We start from the raw sequence: 12,073 nt of genomic DNA on the forward strand, positions 1-12,073 counted from the left end.
TCATGTACACGCTGCCGTGCCAAACACCCTGTGCCCGGGGCCGGTTACGGCTGGTCGGCGAAGTGGAGCACGCGGTCCTCCAGCGGCAGGCTCCAGGGCCGGCCCTTGCGCACCGGGCCCGCACCCTCGCGCCGGAGCACGGTGATCAGCTTGCCAAACTGACGCGAGCACAGCCCGGTGAACGGGGCTATCCAGGAGGGCTCCGACGCCGTGATCAGACCAGACACAGCTTTGACCACCACTTACGGGACAGCCCTTAGGGGGCGACGAGCGCGGCGCCGGCGCCCGCGCGCAGTGCGGCGTCGAGGTCGAGGAGTTCGGCGTACGCGCGGGAGCAGGGCCGGCAGGCCGCCAGGTGGCGGGCCAGGCCCCGGGTGCGCGGCGTCGGGCGGCGGCGGACGGCCGCGCCCAGCACGCTGCCGTAGTGGCGGCACCGGGCGTCGGCCGCCGAGGAGAGGTGGGCCCGCAGGTACGCCTCGCGCAGCCCTTCACGGGCGCGGAAGGCCAGGGAGGTCACGGCGCTGGGGGTGATCCCCAGCAGCAGCGGGACGGGGTGCGGGCAGTCGTCCTCGACGAGGGTGTGCCAGAGCACGGCCTTCCACCGCTCGGGCAGGGCGTGGAAGGAGCGGGCGACGAGCCGGCGGTCCTCGCTGTCCAGCAGCCGGCGCTGCGGGTCCTCCCCGCCGGGGCCGGGGCGGCACCACGGCTCGACGTCGGGCGTCAGGACGGTGCGCCCGGCGCCGGCCCGCCACTCGATGGCGGTGTGGCGGACGACTGCCAGCAGGTACGGGCGCCACTGCTCCCGCGGGCCGGCGCCGGAGCGGACGGCCTGCACCGTCCGTACGAAGGCCTCCGAGACGAGGTCCTCGGCGTCCTGCGGGGTGCGGCAGCAGTTGCGCGCACATGCGAAAGCGGCGGCACGGTGCCGCCGGTAGAGGAGTTCGCAGACGTCGGGGTCGCCCGTCCCGGAGGCGTAGGCCTGCCGCAGGCGCCGGATGAGGTCCGCGTCGGACCCGGGCTCCGGACTGGAGCGGGCTGCACAGCCGGCGGCCGGGTCGTGGGGCGGGGGCCCGGCCGCGTGGAGCGGGGCGGCCTGGGCGGGTGGGTGAGGGCCGGACATGGCACTCCTGGTGTGGTCGGGGGCACGTACGCACGGATGCGGTGCCGGCCCGAAGCCGGCTGGCTTCGGGCCGGCACCGCTCTCGGGGCGACACCGGGGAGGTGGAGGGACTGCGCGCCGCCCCGAGGGACTCAGCGGCAGGCGCGCCCGTCGTTGATGCAGCGCACCGCGTTCGACATGAGGCCGTTCGACATGACGTTGATGAAGTCGCCGTGGTCGGTGACCGGCTTGTGCAGCTGTTCGGGGAAGCTGTCCACGGCGAACCGGGAGCCCGGCGGCACGCTGTAGACGATCCGCTGCACCAGCTGCGGGATGGCCTTGAAGCCGGGCTTGCAGGAGCCGTCCTTCTTGGCGAAGTCCACGTGGGTGCGGTGGTTGGCGCTGTCGGTGTTGCGGCCGTCCCAGCAGCTCTGGAAGGTGAACGTGCGCACCACGTCGCTGCCCTTGGGGCAGACGGGGTACTTGTCCTTCAGCTGGCGGTTCTCGAAGCCGGTGCAGCTCCACGAGGCGTTGGCGTTGCCGGGCCCGTTGGTGAAGGACTTCGCGTCGCCCGTGATGATCCGCAGGAACCGGGGCATGGCCGTGACCTTGGAGGTCGGGTTGCCCTTGAACTCGATGGTCACCTGCTTCGGCTTCAGGATCGTGCCGACGTTGGCGTCCTGTCCGCCGCCGGGCGCCTTGGCGTCGCGTTCGGCGCGGCCGTCGCGCAGCCGCAGCACCGGCCAGTAGTAGGTCGACTGGTCGCCGTTGGTGCAGGTGGTGCCGGAGGCGGCGAGGCTGTTGTTGGTGGAGAAGGCGTCGGTGGTCTTGTTGCCCACGTAGTCGTGCATGTGGTGCGCGCCGTTGCTCACGCCGGGCGCGACGATGACGTTGTCCGGGTTGAAGTGGCCGTTCTCGTTGCGGCCGCAGTTCACCGCGAAGGAGCCCGTGGAGGCGTTGCCGCGCGCCGCCGGGGTGCGGACGTTCGGCTTCACCGTCCCGATGGCGACGAAGTCGCTGCGCGCCGGGCCGCCCTTGGCCTGCGGGGCGCCGCCCGCCTGCTGCGGTGCGGCGGCGGCCGCGCCGCCCTGCTCGGCCGCGCCCCGGGCGCCGGCCGCGGCGGCGGGGTCGTCGGCCGGGTCGGCGGCCGCGGCCTGCTTCAGCTTGCAGGAGCTCATCCCGTCCAGCCCGGCGGGGCGGGAGCCGGCCTTGCCGAGGGCGTCGCCGATCGCGGATATGGTCTTGCCGCGCTGGTCCTTCAGGCCGCTGAGGAGGGCGTCGCCCCTGGCCCGGCCCGTGGAGAGCTTCTGGTAGGCGTCGGCGACCTGGGTGTCGAGCTGGGCGAGGTTCTTGTCGACCTCGCCCTTGGCCTGGTCGGGGACGTCGCGGAGCTTGTCGCCCACGTCGGGGCAGTCGATGGTGGCGGTCACCGGCGCCGTACGGGAGTCCTGCCCGGCGAAGGCGCCCTGGGCGACGAACACGACCCCGCCGCCGCCCAGGACCAGGGCGGACACCGTGGCGAGGACCTTGTGCGACGTCCGCAGACGGCGTTTGTGGCCCTTTTGACTCATGCGATCACTTCACTTCGTCGGTCGGGGAAGGGTGGAGGAGGCGGGGACGGGGACCGGCGCGCCGGGCGATCCGGGCGCCGCGGGCGCGGTGTCGGCGAGTCCGTCGAAGTCGACCAGCCCGCTGGCCTCGAGGACCGAGATGTGGTCCAGGACGGTGGTGTTGGCGTCCGTGGCCAGCGCCCGGACCATGGAGTTGCGGGTCTGGGCGCGGATCTGTGCCACGAGCGTGAAGACCTTGCCGTGCGCCCGGCGCAGCAGCTGGACGAACAGCTGCTCGTACTGGGGGCCTTGAGCGGTGTCGAGCTGGGCGAGCCAGGCCTGCTGCTGCGGGCTGGGCTGGTTGGGCAGGTCCATTCCGAGGGCCTGGCCCACTTCGAGGACGCGCCGGTCCAGTTCGGTGTGGCCTTCGACGAGGTGCTCGCCGGCGGTGCGGATCGCGGGACGCTTCCCGCGCTGCTGGGCCTGGCGGCCCGCGGGCAGCTCCCACAGTCCGGCGAGGCGCACCTTGCGGACGAAGTCCCGGTCCTGGGGGGTCAGCGGCCCGAAGGCGGTGCTGACGGTGCCGAGTCCGTCGTCGTCGGCCGCCGGGGCGGTGGCCGCGGCGGCGGTTCTGCCGCCGAACTTCTGCACGGGGATCAGCAACGCGATCAGCGTGAAGGCGAGGGCGCCGATGACGGCGGCCGTGGCCAACACGTGGCGCGAAGCCACCGACATGCCGCCGAGGGCCGACCGACGGAATGACAGCACTGTGCCTCCTTGCTTCGGGGCCGGGAGGGGCTGCAGGGGCAAGGGATACGGCGGTTGTGCCGTGTGCACCCGCGCTCCCCGGGTGGCACGGGACGCTAGTGCCAGTTGTGGTGCCGGTTTGGAAGGACCATCACGAATGGACAAACATCCGGGCAACCACTCGAAAGACTGGTACCGTGCCCCGGCCCGCCCCGCCCGGCCCCGGCCCGCTACAGCGGCCTGGTGCGGGCGATGAGCAGCGCGACGTCGTCGCGGTCGTCGGGCTGGCGCAGCCGGCCCAGCAGCACGTCGCAGGTCTCCTCCAGGGCGCGCCGCGGATCGTCCAGCAGCGCGGTGAGGGCCTGCAGGCGGGTGTCGATGTCCTGGTCCCGGGTCTCGACCAGGCCGTCCGTGTACAGGACCAGCTCGTCCCCCACCGCCAGGTCGAGGGCGGTGGCCTCGAACGGCACGCCCCCGACGCCCAGCGGCGCCCCGGTCGGCAGGTCCAGCAGTTCCGGGGGCCGGCCGGGGCCGGTCCGTACGGGCGGCAGGTGGCCTGCGGTGGCGATGCGGCAGCGGCCCCGGTGCGGGTCGTACACGGCGATGACGCAGGTGGCCATGGTGTGGCCGAGCCCGGTGGTGGTGTGGTCGAGGCGGGTGAGCACCGCGGCCGGGTCGAGGTCGAGTTCGGCCAGGGTCCGGGCGGCGGTGCGCAGTTGGCCCATGGTGGCGGCCGCGTTGATGCCGCTGCCCATGACGTCGCCGACGACGAGGGCGGTCTTGTCGTCGGGCAGCGGGATGACGTCGAACCAGTCACCGCCGACCTCTCCGGCGGTCGTGGCGGGCTGGTAGCGGTAGGCGATCTCCAGGCCGGGCGTCGGCGTCGGGTGGTGGGGCAGCAGGTGGCGCTGAAGGGTGAGGGCCGCGTGGCGCTGCTTCTGGTACCAGCGGGCGTTGTCGATGCAGACGGCGGCGCGGGCGGCGAGCTCGCCCGCGAGCAGGACGTCGTCCTGGTCGAACGGCAGCGGGTTGGTGGTGCGTTGCAGGCCCAGGGCTCCGATCACCTCCCCGCGGGCGATGAGCGGCACCGCCAGGTACGAGTGCAGGCCGGCCTCGGCGAGGAGGGCGGCGGCCTCCGCGTCGCGCGCGATGCGGGACAGGTCCCGCGGCCCCACGTGGGCCAGCAGTATGGGGCGCCCGGTGCGGACGCACTGGGTGACCAGGCGGGTGGCGTCGTAGCGGGCGAGCGAGCCGACCGGGTCGGCGGCGCGCAGCGCGGGGGTGGGCTGGGCGGCCTTGATGGCCAGGGCCCGGAACTGCACGGTCTCGCCGGCGGTGGCGCCGGGCGGGTGGTCCCCGACGAGGACCGCGTCGAGGACGTCCACGGTGGCCAGGTCGGCGAGCTGCGGTACGGCGATGTCGCCGAGCTCGCGCGCGGTGACGCCGAGGTCCAGGGTGGTGCCGATGCGGACGGAGGCGTCGGCGATCAGGGCGAGCCGCTGGCGGGCGAGGGACACGGCGAGTGAGGTCTTGTGCTGCTCCGTGACGTCGACGATGGAGGCGGCGACGCCGATGGGCCGCCCGGACCAGTCCTCGAGCCGGTAGAAGGAGGCGGACCACGCGTGGTCCTGGTCGGGGTCGGCGGGGGTGCGGCCGGTGGTGAACTGGTTCAGCCGGGGCACGCCGCTGATCAGGACCTCGCGCATGGCCGCCTCGATGGCCGCGACGTCCAGGTGCGGGAGCGCCTCGTGGAGCCGCCGGCCCACGTGCTCGGCGGCCGGGAGGCCGTTGAGGCGTTCGAGTGCCGGGTTGACCAGGACGTAGCGCAGGTCGGTGTCCAGGACGGCGAGGCCGATCGGGGACTGGGCGACCAGCCGCATCGACAGCGCCAGGTCGCGCTCCAGGCGCTGCAGGGTGGCCTGGTCGGAGGCGATGCCGAGGGCGTAGAGCCGGCCCTCCCGGTCCTCCAGCCTCATGTTGCGGAACTCCGCCAGCCGGGTGCTGCCGTCCTTGTGCAGGACGGGGAAGACCCCGGCCCACGGGCCGCCGCCGGTCATCACCTTCCGGAAGAGGGCGAGGACGAGGTCGAGGTGCTCTTCGTCGACGAGCAGCTGGGCCGCGAACCGCCCCAGCGCCTCCTGCGCCGTGTAGCCGAAGAGCTCCTCGGCCTGCGGGCTCCACAGGGCGATCCGCCCTTCGGCGTCGAGGACCACCGCGGCAACGCCGAGGACGTCCAGCAGGCCAGGCCCGGTGGAGGGGCCGTCGGCCTCCGGATCCGCACCGGCCGGGACGCCGTTCGCCGTACTCATGCCGACCGCTCCTTCCCGTCCGCCGCCGAAGGGGCGGTGCGTCGGCCGCCCGCTGCCGCCCGTTCGGCCCGGGCGGCCCGGTCCGCGCGCTCCGGGCGCATCCCATCCTCCCCCCACCGGCGGGGAGCGGCACTGTGGCCGCCCGCCGATTCGGCCGTACGACGGAGCACGTACGGCCGGGTGCCGGGCGCGGCATGGGGGGAACCCGGGGTGCGGTTCCCTGATCGCGGTCGTCACGGCGGTGGACCTGGCGGCGCCGCCCGAGGTGCACCCGGGTCCGTTCCCGGTGGCGGCGCCTGCCGTGGCGGCCTCGCGGGGCCGCGCACGACCGGGTTCGTCGGGGTGGTGGCCGTGCTGGCGCAGGCGTCGGTCGCCGCTGCGCGCACCACCCCGACCGATCTCGACCACACCTTCCAGATCACCGCCCTGGTGCTGATCTCGACCTTCGTCATCTTCTTCGCACACCTGCGCGAGGTGCACGAGAGGCAGCTGACCCGGCTGCGGGCGGTCGCCGGGGCCGCCCGGCAGGGGGTCCTGCGGCCCCTGCTCGGCCGGATGGGGCCCGCCGCGGCTGGCCGCGGTGTACCTGGCCGCCGGGGGCGAGGCGCAGATCGGCGGCGACCTGTACGCCGCCACCCGGCGGACGGCGTGACCGAGGCCCGCGACGCGGCCGGCGTCTTCTTCCCGCTGCAAGGAGCGCCCCGCCGACTGGCAGGGCGACGGCCCGGCGGCACTGCTGCGCCGTCTGTGCCGGGACCTGCTCGCCCACTCCCCCGGCGGCAGCCCCGGCGACGACGCGGCGATCGTCGCGATCGAGCGCGTCGGCCGAGCGGCGCCGCCGTCCGTGGCGTGTCGGCCAGTTGTCCGGATATGAGCTCGTTCGCGAGGAGCATGCGGGCCGACCTCCGGGATGATTCGCCCGGGGCCGTGCCTCCAACAAGGTGGTGGGGCAACCCACTTCACGGAAAGGACACGGCTCTTCGTGAACCTCACCCGCCTCACGCCGGTGCTCGCCGCCGGCCTCCTCGCCACCGCCCTCCCCGTACTGTCCGCCCCACCGGCGTCCGCCGCGCAGGAGTCCGCCGCGTCGCAGACCGCCGAGTACGCCCCGCAGAAGCCGCAGTGGCACCGCTGCAGCCCGGAGCAGCCGGCCGCGTACGAGTGCGCGACCCTGAAGGTCCCGCTCGACTACCGGCGTCCCCAGGGGCGCGCCATCGACCTCGCCATATCCCGGATCAGGAGCGGGAACCCGGCCAAGCGGCACGGTGCGATGCTGTTCAACCCGGGCGGCCCGGGCGGCTCGGGGCTCGATCTGCCGTTGATGTTCGACGCGTCGATGCCCAAGGACGTGCGCGAGCAGTACGACCTGATCGGCTTCGACCCGCGCGGCGTCGGATCCAGCAGCCCCGTCACCTGCGGCCTGACCGACGCCGAGCAGAACATCGACCGCCCGTACAAGGAGGAGACGTTCGCGGCCGACGTGGAGTGGGCGCGCACGGTGGCGGAGAAGTGCCGCGAGAAGTCCGGCCAGGTGCTGCCGTTCATCACCACCCGCAACACGGCGCGCGACATGGACGCGATCCGCGCCGCGCTGGGCGAGAAGAAGATCTCCTACGTCGGCTACTCGTACGGGACGTACCTGGGGGCCGTGTACTCCCAGATGTTCCCCTCCCGCACCGACCGCTTCGTCCTCGACAGCGGTGTCGACCCGCAGCGCGCGTGGCGCGGCATGCTGCAGGTGTGGGCGACCGAGGCGGAGCCGGCCTTCGCGCGGTGGACGCAGTGGACGGCCGAGCGCAGCGGCGAGTTCGGACTGGGCGACACCCCGGCCGCGGTGTCGAAGACGTTCTGGGACCTGGTGGCGCGCGCGGACCGGGAGCCGATCGAGTTCGAGGGGCAGAAGCTCACGGGCGACATGATCCGCACCGCGCGGGCGCTGTTCTTCTACCCGGCGCAGGCGGCCCCGGTCGTCAAGGCGCTGAAGGACGCGGCCGACGGCAGGCCGGGCGCGCCGCTGTCGGCCGAGCAGCGCAGGCTGCTGAAGCCCGCGGCCGAGCCGGCGACGGACAACGGGACGGCCGTGTTCCTGTCCGTGCTCTGCGGTGACGTGGAATGGCCGCGCTACCCCGAGCAGTACGCCCGTGAGGCGGCCCGGGACAAGGTCCGGTACCCGCTGTACGGGGACTTCGCGTCCAACATCAAGCCGTGCGCCTACTGGCAGCGGCCCGTCGAGCCCGTGACGCAGATGAAGACGCGGGCGAACCTGCTCACCGTGCAGAACGAGTGGGACTCCCAGACCCCGCTGGCGAGCGGCCAGGGCCTGCACGGCGCGCTCAAGGGCTCGCGGATGGTGCTGGCGATGGGCGGGGAGGGCCACGGCGTGTACCTCTTCGACGGCGCGTCCTGCGCCAACGCCCCGGTCAACGACTACCTGGCCTCGGGCCGGCTGCCCGCCGCGGACGTGACCTGCCGGACGGCCCCGGGCGGCGGCGAACGCCGCGCGGAGCTGGTGCCGTCCTCGCCTCAGCGCTTCCCGGGCGGGCGTCCCGACCGGTTCTGAGGGATGTCGGACCGGACGGAGCAGAGGGCCCGCACTCCGCGCAGGAGTGCGGGCCCCCGTCATGCCCTCACGTGCGCCGGGCCGCCCGGGCCAGCAGGCCCGCGAGCATGACCTCCAGCGTCTCGCGCAGGGTCGGGCCGAATTCCAGGCGCAGGACGGCCAGCGCGGGGTCCGCCTCGTACGCCGCGAGCATGGCCGGCGAGGGGTGCGCATGGGTCCAGACGGATCCGGTGGCCATCACGGCGCCCGCCACGAAGCGGAAGGCGTCCTCCTCCCCCAGCTCGGGCAGGTGCGCGGCGAGGCTCCCGGCCAGGGCGCTCGCGTTGGCGATGACGCCCCGCTTGTACCGCACGGCCGCCTCGGGCGAGACGTTGCGCTCCAGGACCGCGGCCTGGGCGCTGATCAGGTCGCACAGGACGGGCCGTTCCTCCAGGCACCGCGTCAGGCAGGCGGCGATGCGGTCGGGCCGCTCCTCGGCGGGAGCGCCCTCCAGGGCCTCGGCCAGAACGCCGTCGAGACGGTCGACGAGCTCGCGGGAGGCGGCGTCGAGCAGTTCGAGCAGGACCTCCTCGCGCGACTCGAAGTAGCGCAGCACGTTGGACTTGGCGAGGCCCACGCGGCGGGCGAGCTCGTTCAGGCTGACCTGCGCCACGGGCATCTCCGCCAGCATCGCGGCCGCCGTGTCGAGGATCGCCCGGCGCCGGACGGCGCGCTGCTCCTCGTTGCGGGCACGCTGGAACTTCACAGGCAGGGTCACCCCGCCAGCCTACAGACCTGCGGTCTGTTGTTATGAGACCGGCGGTCTGCTACGTTCGGGACCATCAGCAGACCACCGGTCTCTTATTTCTCCGCCGAGGAGCACGCCATGTACGCCGTTCCCGACCAGTCCGGCAAGCTCGCCGTCGTCACCGGCGCCAACAGCGGAACGGGCAAGGAGGCCGCGCGCCGCCTCGCCGAGGCGGGCGCCCGGGTCGTGCTGGCCGTGCGCACGCCCGCCAAGGGCGAGCAGGCCCGCGCCGAGATCCTCGCCCGGCACCCGCGGGCGCAGCTGGAGGTGCGGCGGGTCGACCTGGCCGACCTCGCCTCCGTCGCCGCGTTCGCGGACGGGCTGCTCGCCGACGCCGTCCCCCTGGACCTGCTGGTCAACAACGCCGGCGTGATGGCCCCGCCGCGCCGGATGGCCACCGCCGACGGCTTCGAGCTGCAGTTCGGCAGCAACTTCCTCGGCCCGTTCGCCCTGACCGCACGGCTGCTGCCCGCGCTGCTCGCCGCCCCCGCCCCGCGGGTGGCCACCATGAGCAGCATCATGGCCCATTTCGGCCGGATCGACTTCGGCGACCTGCAGTGGGAGCGGCGCCGCTACCAGCCCATGCTCAGCTACGCCCAGTCCAAGCTGGCCGACCTGATGATGGCCCGCCACCTGGCCGAGCTGGCGGCCGAGCGCGGCTGGCCGCTGCGCAGCACGGCCGCCCACCCGGGCTACACCCGCACCAACCTCCAGACCGCCGGCGCGAGCCTGGCCACCGGTCGGCCCTCGCGGCTGCACCGCCTGACCAGCGCGCTGGACTTCCTGCCCAAGCAGGAGGTCGGCACCGGCGCCGAGCCCCTGCTGTACGCGGCCACCGCCGCGGACGCCGCCCCCGGCGGCTACTACGGCCCCGACGGCCCGTTCGAGCTCACCGGGCCCACGACCACCGCCCGGGTCGCCCGCGGGGCGCTGGACCGGGGGGCGGCAGCCCGGCTGTGGGCCGCCGCGGAGCGCCTCACCGGCGTCGAGGCCGCCTCGGTCGGCTGACCGGACCGCCCGGACGGTCAGGACCGTCGGGAGCATCGGGGCCGTCCGGGCCGTGCGAACCACCCGGGCCGCCGGGCCCGTCCGCAGCCCCGGCCCCGCCGGAGCCCTCCGCGCCGACGGGGCCGTGGAGGCCGCGGCCGCTCCCGCCCCCGTGTCCGGTGGCGGCCCCTCCCGCCACCGCCGCCCGAGCGACGGCGGCCGGGCCGCCCGGGGCCTGTCGGCGCCGCAGCGGCGTCAGCAGCCCCGCGGCCACGATGAAGAGGCAGAACGCCCCGCCCGCGACGCTGACCGCGGGTACGCCCCAGCGCGCGGCCAGCACCGTGAGCACGGCCGCCCCCACCGGGCCCGAGGCGTTGTGCACCGTCCAGAAGGCGGAGGTGACGCGCCCGAGCAGCGGGTCGGGGGTGACCTCCTGGCGCATCGTCATGGAGCAGACCCCGCCGAGGGTCATTCCGAACATGAACACGGCGGCCAGCACGGCCGTCACCGCGGTGCTGCGGCTCAGGCCGATCCCGGCGACCGCGAGGCCGATCAGGGCCGCCGCGCCCAGCCAGCAGACGCCGAAGCCGAACCTCCGGCGCAGCCGCCCGGCCGCGGCGGCCGCGCCCACGACGCCGAGCCCGCTGACCGCGATGACCGAGCCGGCGACCGTCGCGTCCCCGCCCAGCTCGTGCGTGACCCGGTAGAGCAGCAGATCGGTGGCGCCCATGGTCACGAACGTCAGCAGGGTCAGCAGCACCGTCAGCGGACGCAGCAGCGGATGCGCCCACAGGAAGCGGAAGCCCACCGCGAACATCTCCCGCAGCCGTCCGGCACCGCCGCCGCCCCCGGTTCCCTCGTGCGCCCCCGGGCCGGTTCCCGCTGCCCTGTCCCGCCGCCCGAAGGACACCCGGCACAGGCTGGCCGCGGAGACCAGGAAGGTCGCCCCGTCCACCCCCAGCGCCCAGTCCCCGCCCACCCAGGCGGTGAGGAGACCGGCCAGCGCCGGCCCGCAGAGCGTGCCGACGGCGAAGGTCCCCATCAACCGTGCGTTGGCCGCGGCGAGCTGCTCCGCGGACACCAGGTTCGCCACGGCCGTCACGTACGCCACGTCGAAGAACGTCTTGAGCGCGGTGACCAGGGCCGTGAGCACGTACAGCACCCACATCCGCGGGCCGGCGAGCCAGATGAAGGGCACCGCGCCCAGCAGCACGGCCCGTCCGAGATCGCAGGCGATCATCAGGCGGCGCCGGTCGGCGCGGTCCACGACGTACCCGGCGAACAGGCCCGTTCCGATGCCCGTGGCCCCGATGACGACGGTGACCAGGCCCATCTGCACGAGGGACCCGGTCGCCTCCAGCACGAGCAGCGGCAGGGCGAGGTAGGAGATCGAGCCGCCGAGGACGGACAGCGCCTGGCCGAGCCAGAAGACGGTGAAGTCCCGGTTCCGCCACAGCGAGGAGGGTTCCGGCTCCGGCGGCACCCCGCTCAGCCCAGCAGGGCGTAGACGGTCGACGCCGTCGCGGCCGGCTCCTGGGCCCCCTCCGGGGTCATGGTGATGTCGGCGAAGGCCATGCGCTTGCCGAGCTTGGTGACGCGCACGTCGATCAGCACGTCCGCGCCGACCACCGGCCGCTGGAAGCTCGTCGACTGCTGGACGGTGGTCATCGGCCCGTAGCCGCCGCGCGCGGCCGAGACGGCGATGACGGTGGCGGTGTCGGCAGCGGCCATCAGGGCCTGCCCGGACAGCCCGCCGCCGTCCCGGGCGAGCGCCCCGGACCACGGCAGCCGCAGGACGGCGTGCCGCTCGCCGGTCTCCTCGACGGTCAGGCCGAGGGCGAGCACCCAGGGGGCGAAGTTGTCCTTGAGGACCTTGTCTGCATCTGCCGGAGTCAGAGTCACCCGGAGATTGTGGCGGCCCGCCGGGGCCGCCACAACACCTTTGGTGCGGCGGAGAGTCGGACGGTGCACCGGGGCACCGCCCGAGCGGGGCGGCCGCACCGTCCGAGCGGGGCGGCCGCACCGTCCGAGCGG

The 12,073-nt window shown here is 74.4% G+C and carries 9 protein-coding genes and 1 pseudogene; 2 read left to right on the forward strand and 8 right to left on the reverse strand.

What is annotated here, in order from left to right; all coding sequences use genetic code 11:
• Positions 1-65 precede the first annotated feature (65 nt).
• The 5 genes and pseudogenes from AB0953_RS04435 to AB0953_RS04455 form a co-directional block, all read right to left on the reverse strand.
• Positions 66-227 (reverse strand): annotated as a pseudogene (locus tag AB0953_RS04435) (IS5/IS1182 family transposase); the annotation flags it as partial.
• A gap of 29 nt (positions 228-256) precedes the next feature.
• A complete protein-coding gene (locus AB0953_RS04440; RefSeq protein WP_366857883.1) occupies positions 257-1,120 on the reverse strand; it encodes a sigma-70 family RNA polymerase sigma factor in 864 nt (287 codons plus the stop codon).
• Positions 1,121-1,251: 131 nt separating this feature from the next.
• The gene (locus AB0953_RS04445) at positions 1,252-2,670 is read right to left on the reverse strand and encodes a DUF1996 domain-containing protein (RefSeq protein ID WP_366857884.1); all 1,419 of its coding nucleotides are present in this window, start codon (positions 2,668-2,670) and stop codon (positions 1,252-1,254) included.
• 9 nt (positions 2,671-2,679) lie between these two features.
• Positions 2,680-3,417, reverse strand: coding sequence for a DUF4142 domain-containing protein (locus AB0953_RS04450; RefSeq protein WP_366857885.1), 738 nt, complete (start codon positions 3,415-3,417; stop codon positions 2,680-2,682).
• A 209-nt stretch (positions 3,418-3,626) separates the two neighbouring features.
• Complete coding sequence (locus AB0953_RS04455; protein WP_366857886.1) at positions 3,627-5,705, reverse strand: SpoIIE family protein phosphatase; 2,079 nt, start codon at positions 5,703-5,705, stop codon at positions 3,627-3,629.
• Positions 5,706-6,687: 982 nt separating this feature from the next.
• Between AB0953_RS04455 and AB0953_RS04460 the strand changes: the two genes are divergently transcribed.
• Positions 6,688-8,265, forward strand: a complete 1,578-nt coding sequence (locus AB0953_RS04460; RefSeq protein WP_366857887.1) for an alpha/beta fold hydrolase — start codon at positions 6,688-6,690, stop codon at positions 8,263-8,265.
• 67 nt (positions 8,266-8,332) lie between these two features.
• Here the strand turns inward: AB0953_RS04460 and AB0953_RS04465 are convergent, their stop codons facing one another.
• Positions 8,333-9,016, reverse strand: coding sequence for a TetR family transcriptional regulator (locus tag AB0953_RS04465; protein WP_366858173.1), 684 nt, complete (start codon positions 9,014-9,016; stop codon positions 8,333-8,335).
• 114 nt (positions 9,017-9,130) lie between these two features.
• On the opposite strand from AB0953_RS04465, the gene AB0953_RS04470 reads away from it, so the two are divergent.
• The gene (locus AB0953_RS04470) at positions 9,131-10,060 is read left to right on the forward strand and encodes an SDR family oxidoreductase (RefSeq protein ID WP_366857888.1); all 930 of its coding nucleotides are present in this window, start codon (positions 9,131-9,133) and stop codon (positions 10,058-10,060) included.
• On the opposite strand, the gene AB0953_RS04475 is transcribed toward AB0953_RS04470, so the two are convergent.
• Together AB0953_RS04475 and AB0953_RS04480 are read right to left on the reverse strand one after the other, a co-directional pair.
• Positions 10,029-11,522: an MFS transporter gene (locus AB0953_RS04475; RefSeq protein ID WP_366857889.1), complete on the reverse strand. Its 1,494-nt coding sequence runs from the start codon at positions 11,520-11,522 to the stop codon at positions 10,029-10,031. The two genes, AB0953_RS04470 and AB0953_RS04475, sit on opposite strands and share 32 nt — an antisense overlap.
• A 5-nt stretch (positions 11,523-11,527) precedes the next feature.
• Positions 11,528-11,941, reverse strand: coding sequence for a PaaI family thioesterase (locus AB0953_RS04480; protein WP_366857890.1), 414 nt, complete (start codon positions 11,939-11,941; stop codon positions 11,528-11,530).
• Positions 11,942-12,073: the final 132 nt, after the last annotated feature.

Origin of the sequence: Streptomyces sp. NPDC046866, assembly GCF_040704625.1 — a bacterium.
Lineage (GTDB): Bacteria > Actinomycetota > Actinomycetes > Streptomycetales > Streptomycetaceae > Streptomyces.